Annotated in this window: 14 protein-coding genes; 3 read left to right on the top strand and 11 right to left on the bottom strand. The window is 64.7% G+C overall.

All coding sequences use genetic code 11. The features are described 5' to 3' along the window. Positions 1-20 precede the first annotated feature (20 nt). From AC3A35_RS02235 to AC3A35_RS02245, 3 genes are all read right to left on the bottom strand, one after another. Positions 21-3,890, bottom strand: coding sequence for a DUF3683 domain-containing protein (locus AC3A35_RS02235; RefSeq protein ID WP_487434229.1), 3,870 nt, complete (start codon positions 3,888-3,890; stop codon positions 21-23). Between the two features lie 166 nt (positions 3,891-4,056). Next, the gene (locus AC3A35_RS02240) at positions 4,057-4,410 is read right to left on the bottom strand and encodes a RidA family protein (RefSeq protein WP_487434704.1); all 354 of its coding nucleotides are present in this window, start codon (positions 4,408-4,410) and stop codon (positions 4,057-4,059) included. A gap of 48 nt (positions 4,411-4,458) precedes the next feature. Continuing rightward, positions 4,459-4,860, bottom strand: a complete 402-nt coding sequence (locus AC3A35_RS02245; RefSeq protein ID WP_487434230.1) for a YqaA family protein — start codon at positions 4,858-4,860, stop codon at positions 4,459-4,461. Positions 4,861-4,996: 136 nt separating this feature from the next. On the opposite strand from AC3A35_RS02245, the gene AC3A35_RS02250 reads away from it, so the two are divergent. Next, complete coding sequence (locus tag AC3A35_RS02250; protein WP_487434231.1) at positions 4,997-5,380, top strand: PsiF family protein; 384 nt, start codon at positions 4,997-4,999, stop codon at positions 5,378-5,380. A gap of 150 nt (positions 5,381-5,530) precedes the next feature. On the opposite strand, the gene AC3A35_RS02255 is transcribed toward AC3A35_RS02250, so the two are convergent. From AC3A35_RS02255 to AC3A35_RS02265, 3 genes are all read right to left on the bottom strand, one after another. After that, positions 5,531-6,439 carry an FHA domain-containing protein gene (locus tag AC3A35_RS02255; protein ID WP_487434233.1) on the bottom strand — a complete coding sequence of 303 codons (909 nt, stop codon included), beginning with the start codon at positions 6,437-6,439 and terminating at the stop codon, positions 5,531-5,533. A 64-nt stretch (positions 6,440-6,503) separates the two neighbouring features. After that, on the bottom strand, positions 6,504-7,412 hold the full coding sequence (ttcA, locus tag AC3A35_RS02260; RefSeq protein WP_487434234.1) for a tRNA 2-thiocytidine(32) synthetase TtcA: 909 nt from the start codon (positions 7,410-7,412) through the stop codon (positions 6,504-6,506). A 66-nt stretch (positions 7,413-7,478) separates the two neighbouring features. Further along, complete coding sequence (locus tag AC3A35_RS02265) at positions 7,479-8,228, bottom strand: pteridine reductase (RefSeq protein ID WP_487434235.1); 750 nt, start codon at positions 8,226-8,228, stop codon at positions 7,479-7,481. Positions 8,229-8,342: 114 nt separating this feature from the next. Here AC3A35_RS02265 and AC3A35_RS02270 point away from each other — a divergent pair, with 114 nt between their 5' ends. Next, a complete protein-coding gene (locus tag AC3A35_RS02270) occupies positions 8,343-9,521 on the top strand; it encodes a class I SAM-dependent methyltransferase (protein WP_487434237.1) in 1,179 nt (392 codons plus the stop codon). Positions 9,522-9,563: 42 nt separating this feature from the next. On the opposite strand, the gene AC3A35_RS02275 is transcribed toward AC3A35_RS02270, so the two are convergent. From AC3A35_RS02275 to AC3A35_RS02285, 3 genes are all read right to left on the bottom strand, one after another. After that, complete coding sequence (locus AC3A35_RS02275) at positions 9,564-9,770, bottom strand: hypothetical protein (RefSeq protein WP_487434238.1); 207 nt, start codon at positions 9,768-9,770, stop codon at positions 9,564-9,566. A 220-nt stretch (positions 9,771-9,990) separates the two neighbouring features. Beyond that, positions 9,991-10,797, bottom strand: a complete 807-nt coding sequence (locus AC3A35_RS02280; RefSeq protein WP_487434240.1) for an alpha/beta hydrolase — start codon at positions 10,795-10,797, stop codon at positions 9,991-9,993. Further along, on the bottom strand, positions 10,794-11,414 hold the full coding sequence (locus tag AC3A35_RS02285) for a glutathione S-transferase family protein (protein ID WP_487434241.1): 621 nt from the start codon (positions 11,412-11,414) through the stop codon (positions 10,794-10,796). The genes AC3A35_RS02280 and AC3A35_RS02285 overlap by 4 nt, the downstream gene beginning before the upstream one ends. Before the next feature lie 73 nt (positions 11,415-11,487). On the opposite strand from AC3A35_RS02285, the gene AC3A35_RS02290 reads away from it, so the two are divergent. Further along, entirely contained in the window at positions 11,488-11,685 is a 198-nt protein-coding gene (locus AC3A35_RS02290; RefSeq protein WP_487434242.1) for a DUF2905 domain-containing protein, read from the top strand. 18 nt (positions 11,686-11,703) lie between these two features. On the opposite strand, the gene AC3A35_RS02295 is transcribed toward AC3A35_RS02290, so the two are convergent. Next, positions 11,704-12,936, bottom strand: a complete 1,233-nt coding sequence (locus AC3A35_RS02295; RefSeq protein WP_487434243.1) for a multifunctional CCA addition/repair protein — start codon at positions 12,934-12,936, stop codon at positions 11,704-11,706. Continuing rightward, the gene (locus AC3A35_RS02300; protein WP_487434244.1) at positions 12,936-13,580 is read right to left on the bottom strand and encodes a glutathione S-transferase family protein; all 645 of its coding nucleotides are present in this window, start codon (positions 13,578-13,580) and stop codon (positions 12,936-12,938) included. Before AC3A35_RS02300 ends, AC3A35_RS02295 begins: the two co-directional genes overlap by 1 nt. Positions 13,581-13,588 lie beyond the last annotated feature (8 nt).

A 13,588-nucleotide genomic window follows, 5' to 3' on the forward strand; every position in this document is an offset into this window, starting at 1 on the left:
GCACCCACACCGGCGAGTGTTCACAGCAAGACGCGCTCGATCCCGCCATTGTTGGCCTTGCCGACATAGTCCGGGAGCCAGTTCTCGCCCAGCAGGTGCTTGGCGAGTTCGACCACGATGTAGTCCGGCTCCACCCCGCCGGCGTCGTTGGCATAGCGCGACAGGCCCTGCAGACAGCTCGGGCACGAGGTGAGGATCTTGGTAGGTGCGTCGGGCAATGCTTCCTGCATCTTCGCCACCCCTTTCTCGATCTCCTCCTGTTTGCGGAAGCGGACCTGGGTCGAGATGTCCGGGCGTGCCACCGCGAGCGTGCCCGATTCGCCGCAGCAGCGGTCGGACAGGTCCACCCGCGTCCCCATCAGCGCGTTGGCCACCTTGATCCCGGAATGCACCTTCATCGGGGTGTGACAGGGCTCGTGATACATGTAGTTCACGCCGTGCACGCCTTCGAGCTTCACCCCCTTCTCCATCAGGTACTCGTGGATGTCGAGCAGGCGGCAGCCCGGGAAGATCCGGTCGAACTCGTACTTCTGCAGCTGATCCATGCAGGTGCCACAGGACACGATCACGGTCTTGATGTCGAGGTAGTTCAGCGTGTTGGCCACGCGGTGGAACAGCACCCGGTTGTCGGTGGTGATCTTCTGGCCCTTGTCCTCTTCGCCGGCGGCGGTCTGCGGGTAGCCGCAGCACAGATAGCCGGGTGGCAGCACGGTCTGGGCGCCGACGTGGTAGAGCATTGCCTGGGTCGCCAGGCCGACCTGGCTGAACAGCCGCTCCGACCCGCAGCCCGGGAAGTAGAACACTGCCTCAGATTCGCCATTGGCCTTGCGCGGATCGCGGATGACCGGAATGACCTTGTCGTCCTCGATGTCGAGCAGCGCGCGGCTGGTCTTCTTCGGCAGGTTGCCGGGCATCGGCTTGTTGATGAAGTGGATCACCTGGGCCTTGAGCGGCGCCTTGCCCAGCGTGGCCGGCGGCGCCTTCACCTGCGCCTGCACCAGGCCGAGCTTCTTGCCGAGGTCGTGAGCCAGGCGCTGGGCCTTGTAGCCCCACTCGATCATCCCGGTACGCATCAGCTTGATCGTGGCCGGGTCCTTGATGGTCAGGAAGGCCATCGCCGCCGCCTTGCCCGGATTGAACGACTTCTTGCCCTGCTTGCGAAGCAGGTTGCGCATCTTGATCGACACGTCGCCGAAGTCGATGTCCACCGGGCACGGCTTCTCGCACTTGTGGCAGATGGTGCAGTGATCGGCGACGTCCTCGAACTCCGCCCAGTGCGCGAGCGACACCCCGCGCCGGGTCTGCTCCTCGTAGAGCATGGCCTCGATCAGCAGCGAGGTGCTGAGGATCTTGTTGCGCGGGCTGTACAACAGGTTGGCGCGCGGCACGTGGGTCGAGCATACCGGCTTGCATTTGCCGCAGCGCAGACAGTCCTTGATGTCGTGCGCGATGTCGCCGATCTCGGTCTGCTCCATGATCAGGGATTCATGGCCCATCAGGTTGAAACTGGGGGTATAGGCGTTGTCGAGATTGCCGCCCTTCATCAGCTTGCCGCGGTTGAAGCGGCCCTCGGGGTCGATCCTCGCCTTGTAGTCCCAGAAGCTCGCCATCTCGGCGTCGGTGAGGTAATCGAGCTTGGTGATGCCGATGCCGTGCTCGCCGGAGATCACGCCGTCGAGCGAGCGCGCGAGCGCCATGATGCGGTCGACCGCGCGGTTGGCGGTCTGCAGCATCTCGTAGTTGTCGGAGTTGACCGGGATGTTGGTGTGCACATTGCCGTCGCCGGCATGCATGTGCAGGGCAATGAACACCCGCCCGCGCAACACCTGCTTGTGCAGGGCGGCGAGCTTTTCCCGCACCGGCTGGAACACCACGCCGTCGAAGATCTTGTCCAGTCGCGGCTTCAGCTCGGCCTTCCACGAAATGCGGATGGAGTAATCCTGCAGGCGGTGGAAGAGACGCGGGTCGGCGGCGCGGTTACTCAGTTCGCCGGCCTGGATACCGTACTCGGCAAACTGCGTTTCGGCCTCGGCCAGCGGCAGATCGAGATTGTCCAGCAGCCATTGCCAACGCCTGCGAACCGCCGCGACGTAGTCGAGCGCAGCCTGACGGCGGTCACCGATCAGCTCGTCCGTGTCGATGCCGGCATCGCCCTGGTCCAGCGGAAGTTCGCTGTCGAGACACTCGGTGAGCGCGGCGCACAGATCGAGCTTGTTGCGCGTCGACAGCTCGATGTTCAGACGCTCGATGCCGTCGCAGTAGTCGCCCATCCGCGGCAATGGGATGACCACGTCCTCGTTCACCTTGAACGCATTGGTGTGGCGCGAGATCGCGGCGGTGCGCGAACGCTCCAGCCAGAAACGCTTGCGCTGTTCCGCCGAGACCGCGATGAAACCCTCGGCGCCGCGGGTGTTGGTCATCCGCACCACGTCCGAGGCGGCCGCCATGACCGCGTTCTCGTCAAAGCCGACGATGTCGCCGATCAACACCATTTTCGGGCGGCCATGACGCTTGGCCTTGGTGGTATAGCCGACTGCCTTGACGTAGCGTTCGTCGAGATGCTCGAGACCGGCCAGCAACACGCCGGCGGTGCTGCCCGCCCCCCCCGGCTTGAAATAGTCGGTGATCTCGACGATCGCCGGCACGGCCTCGCGCACCTGGCCGAAGAACTCGAGACAGACGGTACGGGTGACCGGCGGCATCTTGTGCAGTACCCAGCGCGATGCCACGATCAGGCCGTCAGTGCCTTCCTTCTGCACGCCGGGGATGCCGCCGAGGAACTTGTCGGTGACGTCCTTGCCCAGCCCGTCCTTGCGGCAATGGGCTCCCGGCATGGACAGGATCTCCTCGCCCAGCGGCCTGTAGTTGATGCCGTCGAAGCGGCGCAGGCGGAAGCGCGCGATGTGCTGCTCGTGGATCTTGCCGAAATTGTGGTCGAGGCGCTCGACCTCGAGCCAGTTGCCATCGGGGGTGACCATCTTCCACCACGCCAGATTGTCGAGCGCGGTGCCCCACAGCACGGCCTTCTTGCCGCCGGCGTTCATCGCGATGTTGCCGCCGACACAGGAGGCGCTGGCGGAGGTGGGGTCAACCGCGAACACACGCCCGGCCGCGCTCGCGGCTTCCGATACGCGCTCGGTCACCACACCGGCGCCGGTGCGGATGGTGGCGTAGGGTGAGGCCATCGGCTTGCCGTCGGCGTCGGGCAGGACCATGTCCTCGACCGCGCCGATGCTGATCAGCTTCTCGGTGTTGATCACCACCGAATTGGCGTCCAGCGGCACCGCGCCGCCGGTATAACCGGTGCCGCCGCCACGCGGGATGATGGTCATGCCGAGCTCGATGCAGGCACGCACCAGCGGCGCCATTTCCTCTTCGGTGTCGGGGTAGAGCACGACGAAGGGGTACTCGACGCGCCAGTCGGTGGCGTCGGTGACGTGCGACACCCGGGCGTGGCCGTCGAAGCAGATATTGTCGCGGCGGGTGTGGCGCGACAGCGTTTTGAGCACGGCCTTGCGCTTGCGCGCGCTGTCGTCGAACCAGCGCTCGAAGTCGGCGACGGCCTCCCGTGCGCGGCCGATCAGCAGGGCGACGCGGTCATTGCCCTGGCGTCGCTTCTCGACCTCGTTGACGCGGTGGTTGAGTGCGTTGATCAGCGCTTCGCGGCGTTCGCGGCTGGTGAGCAGGTCGTCTTCCAGATAGGGGTTGCGCCGGACCACCCAGATGTCGCCGAGCACCTCGTACAGCATCCGCGCCGAGCGCCCGGTCACCCGTTCGGCGCGCAACTCGTCGAGCACCGACCAGGCCTCCTCGCCGAGCAAGCGGATTACGATCTCGCGGTCGGAGAACGAGGTGTAGTTATACGGAATTTCTCGCAGGCGTTGGGTCATCGGTGCACCGGGTTGGCTGCTGCAGGGGAACCTGCGATTTTAACGAACCGCAGTGCAACATGCAGAAAAAATCAATACCTTACGCGAAGTGTGGGCTATCCGGCTTCGCCTCAGGGAGTGGACGCGGACGCGCGCCAGAGGGTTCCTGGTCGGGTGCGGACGTCGTTCAGCCGAGCGCAGCGGTCAGGGCAATCTCGACTCGCCACCCGGGCTTGGCCAGTCCGGCAATCTGCACGCAGGCCCGCGCAGGCGCCGTGCCAGCAGGCAACCACGCGTCCCAGACTGCATTCATGCCGTCGTAGTCGGCAAGGTCGGTGAGGTAGATGGTGGTCATCAGGATGCGGCCGGTGCTGCTTCCGACTGCCTGCAGCTGATGTGCGAGGCTGGCAAGGACCTCGCGGGTCTGGGTCGTAATGTCGCCGTCGGTGGAGGCGGGTACGTCGACGAGATAGACCACGCCGTTATGGACCACGGAGTCGGAATAACGTGCTGTGGTGCCGTTGCGCTGGATTGCTTGCATGGGCATGGCTGAGATGAAATCACGGGCGCACAAGTATAGCGCCCCGGCTCACTGCATCGCCCATACGATTGCAAGATAACGCGCACCCTTCCCGGTCGCCATCCACCACAGGCAGGTCGTCCATGGCAGGCGCAGTGCGCCTGCTGCGGCACACAGCGCATCGCCGATCAGCGGAACCCACGACAACAACAGGCTGACACTGCCGTAGCGGCGCACCAGGTCGAGTCGGGGCGGCAACTCCTTGCGCGGCAGCAGGCGGGCGATTGCATAGGTGGTCATGCCGCCGAGGGTGTTGCCCAGCGTCGCCAGTACCAGCGCAAGCACGGCACGGTCGGGCTGGAGCGCAAGCGTGCTGGCGAGCACCAGCTCCGAACCACCGGGCAGCAGCGTCGCAGACAGAAAGGCGGAGAGGAAGAGCGCCCCCATGGTGGCGCCGGCGACGTCGATCACGCCTCCATGCTACCTGCTCGACTGTCTGAGTCGAGTGCATTTTTGCACTTTCGGGTGGTTGGCAGTTGACGTTCGAATATGACAAATGCAGAATTGTTACGCTTTTCCATTTGTCATTTTAAATAGGGGATGTGTGATGAAAAACATGATGTTGTCACTTGCTGCTGCACTCCTGCTGGGCGCGCTTGCTCCCGCCGACGCATGGGCGAACCCCCAGCATGAGCGGATGAAGCGCTGCAGTCAGGAGGCGAAGGAGAAGATGCTGAAGGGTGAGGAGCGCAAACAGTTCATGAGCACCTGCCTGAAAGGCAAGCACACGCCGTCGCCCGCGGCGACCACGGCATCGGCCGGGGAGAAGGCAAAAGGCGATACCCCGACTCAGGTGGCGCCGGTAGCCGACTCTGGCGCGCTCAGTCCGGCTCCGCAGGATCGGATGAAGGAGTGCAATCGCGCGGCAACCGAAAAGGCCCTAAAGGGGGCGGAGCGCAAGAGCTTCATCAGCGAGTGCCTGAAAGGCTGATCGGCCTGCCGGCCCTTCGCTTCGTTGTTCCCGTGCAGGTGGACGCCCAATCCGGGCGAGCAATCCGCGCCTGCGCGGGAATGACGGACAGACCCTGGTCCGGGCGCCCCGGATGGCCTCCGCGGGAGGCCGTACCGGCTGGCAAGGGGGTCAGACGATATCGAAGAAAACCAGGTCGCGTTCGATTTCGCCGGACGAGAAGCCGCAGCCCAGTCGCCCCGATCCGGTCAGGGGCAGTTCTTCGGCCTTGATGCAGCGCTCGTCGTCGCCGTCAAGCGAGACATAGCAGCCGTTGGTACTTTGATCGATCAGCACGAAGCCTTCCCGGCGGCGCTCGATACGGGCGTGCTGACGAGAGGCGCGCGGGTCGATGATGACGACGTCGTTACCCAGCTCGCGACCGATCAGCACGATGGGACGATGCTCCTCGACAAACATCACTTCCTGCTGATGACGCAGGCGCAGGCGCTGTGAGATTCTGGCCGTAGGCGGAAGTGAGGTCACCTGTCCGACCCGGTGGCCGATCGCGAACGCCGGCCAGTCCAGTCCACGCTGGGCGTCCGACTGAAACGCCTCTGCGCCGGCAAAGTGCCTTGCGGACGGCGTGAGCAGCATGACGGCCGTCCCGCTGGCCAAGGCTTGACCGGGTTTGCAGGTTTGCAGCAGACGCCGGGCACCTTCCACCCCGTCGCCATCCGTACCCGATTCGACGAGGCCGTAATGGATGCCGATCCGCACCCTGAGCTGGGTGCCACCGAGCGGTGGGAGGCTCAGTATCCGGTCGAGCATTTCGCAAGAGGCGACGATGCCGGAGTCGCAGCGCTCGAATGTCGCCACAATGGAGTCCGGTGTCCGCGCGATGATGTTGCCGCTGTTGCCGCCGACCGCACGGTCGATGCGATTCATGCAGCGCTCGACGGCATGCGCGGCTTCGGTCGCGCCGAGAGGCGAAACCAGTCGCTCACCACCGATGACGTCGGCCACGAGCACGCAGAGATTTTTACGATCGGACATAGTGGGGCGCAAGCAGTGGCGGACCGGCGGCAGATCGCTGATCACGCTGCAATGATGATCAAACACATCAGCCGATGCAAGTGTTGTTGTCCAATGACTCGGGGATAATTTACTGGCCGGGAAACAACCTGATAATGCCGGCGGCAGGCCCGGAAAGCGGTTGACGGTCGAACGCGATATCACCTTCGTCCAGTATCGTGTTGCGGTCTACGCCGACGAAGTCGAACAGTTTCTGGTCTGCCAGATGCGATGGCACCACGTTCTTGAGCGACGTGGCCAATGACTCGATACGGCCGGGGAAGTCGCGTGCCCAGTTCTGGAGCATGCCCTTTATCTGTTTGCGCTGGGCATTTTCCTGCGAGCCGCAGAGGTTACACGGAATGATCGGAAAATCCATCGTGCGGGCAAAGCGGACGATGTCGCTCTCCGTGCAGTAGGCCAGCGGGCGGATAACGACGTGATTGCCGTCGTCGCTGACCAGTTTGGGGGGCATGGCCTTGATCTTGCCGCCGAAGAACATGTTCAGGAACAGTGTTTCCAGCATGTCGTCTCGGTGGTGGCCGAGTGCGATTCGGGTGGCACCGATCTCCTTCGCGGTGCGGTAGATGATGCCCCGGCGCAGGCGCGAACACAGCGAGCAGGTTGTCTTGCCTTCGGGGATCTTGTCTTTGACGATGGAGTAGGTATCTTCGGTGACGATACGGTATTCGACCCCAACCGACTCGAAGTACGCGGGCAGGACATGATCGGGAAAGCCGGGTTGCTTCTGGTCGAGGTTCATCGCAACGATGCGGAAATCGACCGGTGCCCGCTCACGTAGTGCCAGCAGGCAGGACAGCAGTGTGTAGGAGTCTTTTCCGCCGGAAACACAGACCATGACCGTGTCACCGTCGCTGATCATGTTGTAATCGCCGATCGCCTCACCGACACTGCGTTCCAGCTTCTTCTTGAGGCGCAGGAAAGTATTGGAATGGCGATGCTCGCCGGGTTCGGCGGCAGGTTCGGTTGCAGTGTTCACGGTGGAGCTCGGCGGTAAAGTCTTGGCCGATTATACCCGTGGCCCCACCCGAGTGCCCGGCGGCGCTCAGAGGTGCGAACTGCGGCCACCGTCCACGGCCAGGATCTGACCGGTGATATAGGGGGCGTCGAACAACAGGAAGCGCACCGTGCGTGCGACATCGGTCGGACTGCCTTCGCGCTGCAGCAGGGTGTGGCGGATGATCTGCTCGCGCTCGGCGCGCGCGAACTGGCCGTCCTCGGGCCACTCGATCGGACCGGGAGCAACGCCGTTTACCCTGACCTCGGGCGCCATCTCCAGTGCAAGTGCCCGCGTCAGCCCGGCAAGTCCGGCCTTCGCTGCACAGTACAGCGCGTAGTGGCGCAGGGGGCGTTCGCCGTGGATGTCGACGATGTTGACCACGGCGCCGCGCGACTCCCTGAGGGCCGGTGCCAGGGCCTGGGTCAGAAACAGCGGGCCCTTGAGGTTGGAGCCGGTGAGGTCGGCCCAGGCCGCCGCGTCGATGGTGCCGAGCGGGGTCGGAAAGAAGCTCGACGCGTTATTGACCAGACCGTCGATCCTGCCGAAGTGGGCGAGGGTGGTGTCGGCAATTGCCTCGGGAACGCCGTCGACACCCAGATCGCCGCCGACGGCAAAGGCCGAGCCGGGTCGGGTGGCATTGAGCCGGGCGGTCAGGGCCTCGGCCTCGGTGCGGCTGTGTCGGTAGTGCAGCGCAACGCGTGCGCCGCAGGCGTGGAGCTCGAGCGAAATCGCGGCGCCCACCCGGCGAGCTGCGCCGGTGACCAGGATGACGGGTGCGGATACGGGATCGGTCATGATGCGGTGTATGGTCGGTTGGATCACTGGGTTATGGACGGTTGCGGACGAGTCTGCGGGCAGGCCGGGATGGCTCGGCTACAATGCCGCGTCCTCCAGTCTTGTGCACCCAACATGCCCTCCTTGCCCCAGCCGTCTGCCGATGCGCTCGAACAATGCGCCCGCCTCGTCGCCCTGATTGGTACCGAAATCAGGGCGGCCGGGGGGTGGGTGCCATTCTCGCGCTACATGGAGCTCGCACTGTACGCGCCCGGGCTGGGGTATTACAGCGGAGGCGCCAGAAAGTTCGGCCCCGGCGGTGATTTCATCACCGCGCCGGAACTGACGCCCTTGTTCGGCCAGGCCCTGGCGAGTCAGGTCGAGCAGGTCATGCGGCTCAGCGCCCACCAGGTCATCGAGGTCGGCGCGGGCACCGGCCTGCTCGCCGCCGACTTGCTGCTCGAACTCGAACGTCGTGGCAGCGTGCCGCAGCGTTACGGCATTCTCGAACTTTCTGCCGAGCTGCGCGAGCGCCAGTTCGACACGCTGGCCCGGCAGGTGCCGCATCTGGCGGCACGGGTGGACTGGCTGGACACCCTGCCGGAGACCTATTCCGGCGCGGTCATTGCCAACGAGGTGGTGGACGTGATGCCGGTGCATCTGATCGTATCGCGTGCGGAGGGCTTGTTCGAGCGTGGTGTGGTACTCGCCGGCGCGGAGGACCCGAGTACTGCGGTCTTCCGTTGGGGCGATGTGCCAGCGCAAGGCGCGGTGCTGGAAGCTGCTCGGGAGCTGGCCCTGCCCGCGCCGGACGAAGGCGAGTATGTGACCGAGATCAACCTGGCGGGCCGGGCGTGGATTGCGTCGTGGGCCGATCGCCTGCGCCATGGTGCCATGCTGTTGATCGACTATGGTTACCCGCGTGCAGAATTCTATTTGCCCTCGCGTTCCAGCGGCACGCTGCTGTGCTACTACCGCCACCATGCGCACGCCGATCCGTTCCTGTGGCCGGGGCTCAATGACATTACCGAATTCGTCGATTTCACCGCGATGGCCGAGGCGGCGTTCGACGCCGGACTGGACGTCCTCGGCTACACCAGCCAGGCACACTTTCTGTTCAACTGCGGGGTGCTCGAATGCCTTGCGCGGCGCGGACCGGAGACCGGTGCCGATTACGTGCGTGCGGCGCGCGCTGCACAGCGTCTGACAACACCGCAGGAGATGGGAGAGTTGTTCAAGGTGCTGGCGATCGGACGCGGCATCGAAGAGCCGCTGCTGGGCTTCACGCGCGGCGACCGCCTGCACACCCTGTAAGGCGTACCCCGGAGCGCTGCGCGCCCATCATGTGCCGAGGGCTTACTCCTGATTGCGATACACGGCTTTCAGGAAGGCGTCGACGTCTTCCGGTGGCGGCATGTGTTCGGACTCGCGATGCAAGTCGATCTGCTGCAGCTGCAGCGCGACTTCGGGCCGGGGCAGCCAGCTGGCGTTGAGCACTTCCTCGTCGTACGCCTCGGGTTCCCGGAGTTCTCTGCCGGATTGCATATCCATGACGATCACCATGATGGCCTCCGCAACATGTGCCGGAAATCCCGGCTTCCTGTTTCATTAACGGCCGCTGTCGACCGGACTTGAATGCAAGATGGGGACCGACGGTGCTGCGTTCAAGGTGTGCGGATCACACCTTTGTTTTGATCATGACAAGACGCGCGGTGACTGACGAGGAAAAATCGCACGCTATGTGGTTTTTTTGCACCAAGGCAGGCCCGGGCCGCGCCGCCGATCACAGGTCATGTTCCCGCAACCACCCGGCGATCCGGGTCGCGACCCGCTTCCAGCCGTTCTCGAGCATCATGCCGTGGCCGAGGCCATCGAAAATCTCTGCGCGCAGTCCGTAGGTCGTGGCGGTCATGTGCACCTGGTCCGGTGGAATGAGCTGGTCATGACTGGTGCCGAGAATCAGCATCGGTACGTCGTGCATGCGGCCTGGTTGCGGGAGGTTGAACAGCGTCATGTCCCAGATCGCGCGATGCGATTCGGGTTGGCTGAGCTTGTAGTAGCGGCGCAGCTGGTCATCGTCGAGCGGCTGATGAAACAGCGCTTCGCGCAGACTGTCGAGCTCCGCCTCGCCGCCGCCCATGATCCGGTTCAGGTCGGCGAGCAGGTGAGGCTTCTTGAACATCAGCCCGATCGCCGAACCCATCAGCCCCTGCGGTGGTACCGACGACAGCAGGACGGCGGCGGGTGCGCTGACGCGTTCCAGATATTTCTGCACCACCATGCCGCCCATCGAATGCCCGATCAGCACCGGCGCCGCGGGCAGGCGGGCGATGACTTCGGTGATGTCGCGGACGTAGTCGTCGATCGACAACGCGTCGAGGTGGTCATGGTTGCGACTCTTGCCATGGCCGGACAGGGATACGGCATAGGCCATCCAGCCTTGCTCGGCGAACCAGGGCAGAAAGTGCTCTTCCCAGCACCAGGCGCCGGTGTAGGCACCGTGAATGAACAACAGGGGCGCCGGGCGGGGAGCGCGGTGGGTCGGGGCGTGGCAGAGAACTTCAAGGTCGCCGAAGCGGGATTTGTTCACCGGGGAATCTCCATGCCGCGCTGCACCGCCGGACGGGCGGCAATGGCGTCGAACCAGCGCTTCACCTCCGGGTAGCGGGCAAGATCGATGCCTTGCCACTCGTGGCGGGCAAGCCAGGGGTAGGTTGCGATGTCGGCGATCGAGTACGCGCTGCCGGCCAGCCAGTCGCGGCCGCTGAGCCGGGTGTTGAGCACGCCGTAGATGCGCGCCGCCTCTTTCGAGTAGCGATCGATCGCGTAGGGAATGACTTCCGGCGCAAAGCGCAGGAAGTGGTGGGCCTGACCGAGCATCGGGCCGACGCTGCCCATCTGGAACATCAGCCACTGGTGGGTCTCGCAGCGCTCGCGCGGGTCGGCGGAAAGCAGGCGGCCGGTCTTGTCGGCAAGATAGAGCAGGATCGCGCCGGATTCGATGATGGTGATCGGCTTGCCGTCCGGCCCGTCGCTGTCGACAATGACCGGAATCTTGTGGTTCGGGTTCAGCGCCAGGAACTCGGGGGCAAACTGGGCCTTGCGGGTGATATCGATCGGCTTTACCTCGTATGCCAGGCCGAGTTCCTCGAGCGTGATCGAGGCCTTGCGACCGTTCGGCGTGCTCCAGGTGTAGAGGGTGATCATGTCCTGTTCGCTCTGTTGGTTGCGGTGTTCGCCCCTGAAGGGTCTAATCCCGGACTCTAGGTGCGGAGTGGCTATGCTGAAGTGGATCGTGGTGATCGTGCTGGTTGTGCTGATCACCGGCCTGATGCGGCCCGGCATCATCCAGAAGATGCGCCTGGGGCGATTGCCCGGCGACGTATTGCTTCGCTTTCGTGGCAGAGCTTATCACTTCCCCTTTACCACCACCGTGCTGCTCTCCCTGTTTGCCTGGCTGATTTTCCGCCTGCTCTGATGGTGCCTGTTCGGGGGCTCACACGCCAGACCGATCCGCCGCGGCGCGCAGCGACTTGACGGCGGCCACGCGCGCGGCGTGTAGTTGCGCCGGGATCCGGCCCTTGTCGGCACAGGCGCGAGCGATGGCGCCGGCGTCGATCCGGCGGATCGCATCCTGCGCAGCGCGCCACTGCTCGCCCGGTGCCCATGCACTCGGGCGTGTTCCGCCGCGGCCGTGGTAATCGCAGGCGGCGGCATCGAGCATCAGGCCGAAGCGTTCCGGACGGCGCAGCACGTCGCAGCGTTCCAGCACCTTGACCACGGTTTCCGGGCGCAGGATGCCGATCTGCCCTAGGATGCCGTGTTCGCGCGCAACCATCTCCGCCAGTTCACGGCACTCGGTGGGCGCCTTGAGTCGCTCGGACAGCTTGCGGGCCATGCGCTCGCTGCGTGCTTCGTGGCCGTAATGGTGGGGCAGGATCTCGGCCCGGGTGGTGCCCTTGCCGAGATCGTGCAGCAAACAGGCCCAGCGCACCGCCAAGGGCTGGCCGGTACGGGCGGCGTGGTCGATCACCATCAGCACATGCTCGCCGGTGTCGATCTCGGGATGGTGTTTTTCCGGTTGCGGGATGCCGAACAGGCGATCGATCTCGGGCAGGATGCGCTGCAGGGCGCCACAGTCGCGCAGCACACGGATCATGCGCGACGGCGTCGTCTCCATCAGACCGCGCGCAAGCTCCTGCCACACCCGCTCGGGCACCAGGTGGTCGACTTCGCCGTTGTCGACCATGGCGCGCATCAGGGCTAGGGTTTCCGGTGCCACCCCGAACGCATCGAAGCGCGCGGCAAAGCGTGCCACGCGCAGGATGCGTACCGGATCTTCGGCAAAGGCCGGGCTGACGTGGCGAAAGACGCGTGCCTCGAGATCGGCCACGCCGCCATAGGGGTCGATCAACTGGCCATCGGCCGCGCGGGCGATGGCGTTGATGGTCAGGTCACGACGCTGCAGATCCTCCTCGAGCGTGACCTCGGGTGAGGCGTGGCACACGAAGCCGGTGTAGCCATGGCCGCTCTTGCGCTCGGTGCGGGCGAGGGCGTATTCCTCCTGCGTCTGCGGATGGAGGAACACTGGAAAGTCCCTGCCCACCGGTCGAAACCCCCGGGCGACCATGGCCTCCGGGGTTTCACCGACCACCACCCAGTCGCGATCCTTGACCGGCAGGCCGAGCAGCGCGTCGCGTACCGCGCCGCCGACTACAAACGCGCGCATCAGTCGTAGAGATCCTCTGAGCGGATCGACTCGGTCTCGGCGCGGGCGGTGGTTTCCCACTCCTGCATATGCGGATTGGCAAGCATGGCCGCAAGGTAGTCACCCGCGGCGCCATCCGGCTTCACGCCGTAGGTCCGGAAGCGGAAACAGACCGGCGCGAAGGCGGCGTCCGCGGTGGTGAACGTGCCGAACAGGTAGGGACCGCCGGCACCGAAGCGGGTGCGGCAATCGTTCCAGATTGCGATGATGCGGGCGATCTCCGCGTCTACTTCCGGCGTGTGACCATGGCCGGCGTAGTCCTTGCGGATGTTCATGCTCATGTGCTGACGCAGGTTGGCGAAGCCCGAGTGCATCTCGGCGGTCACCGCGCGGGCGACGGCACGCGCCGCGACATCCGCAGGAAGCAATTGGGGCGCCTTTTCGGCCAGGTACTCGCCAATCGCCAGCGAATCCCAGACCACGAGGCCATGATCGATGAGGCAGGGCACCTTGCCCGAGGGCGAGTGCGACAGGATTTTCTCGCGGCTACCCGGGATGAACAGCGGGATGCGGATCTCCTCGAAGGTGAAGCCGCCGGCGCGGGCGGACAACCATGCGCGCAAAGACCAGGACGAGTAATTCTTGTTGCCGATGATCAGTTTCATCGCAGACT

It is taken from the genome of Azoarcus sp. Soil_N_20 (assembly GCF_057656155.1).

Bases quoted from the DNA above. Each gene is read 5' to 3' on its own strand.
- AC3A35_RS02235 (WP_487434229.1), bottom strand. From the start codon at position 3,890: ATGACCCAACGCCTGCGAGAAATTCCGTATAACTACACCTCGTTCTCC.
- AC3A35_RS02240 (WP_487434704.1), bottom strand. From the start codon at position 4,410: ATGCAAGCAATCCAGCGCAACGGCACCACAGCACGTTATTCCGACTCC.
- AC3A35_RS02250 (WP_487434231.1), top strand. From the start codon at position 4,997: ATGAAAAACATGATGTTGTCACTTGCTGCTGCACTCCTGCTGGGCGCG.
- AC3A35_RS02265 (WP_487434235.1), bottom strand. From the start codon at position 8,228: ATGACCGATCCCGTATCCGCACCCGTCATCCTGGTCACCGGCGCAGCT.
- AC3A35_RS02270 (WP_487434237.1), top strand. From the start codon at position 8,343: ATGCCCTCCTTGCCCCAGCCGTCTGCCGATGCGCTCGAACAATGCGCC.
- AC3A35_RS02275 (WP_487434238.1), bottom strand. From the start codon at position 9,770: ATGGTGATCGTCATGGATATGCAATCCGGCAGAGAACTCCGGGAACCC.
- AC3A35_RS02285 (WP_487434241.1), bottom strand. From the start codon at position 11,414: ATGATCACCCTCTACACCTGGAGCACGCCGAACGGTCGCAAGGCCTCG.
- AC3A35_RS02290 (WP_487434242.1), top strand. From the start codon at position 11,488: ATGCTGAAGTGGATCGTGGTGATCGTGCTGGTTGTGCTGATCACCGGC.
- AC3A35_RS02295 (WP_487434243.1), bottom strand. From the start codon at position 12,936: ATGCGCGCGTTTGTAGTCGGCGGCGCGGTACGCGACGCGCTGCTCGGC.
- AC3A35_RS02300 (WP_487434244.1), bottom strand. From the start codon at position 13,580: ATGAAACTGATCATCGGCAACAAGAATTACTCGTCCTGGTCTTTGCGC.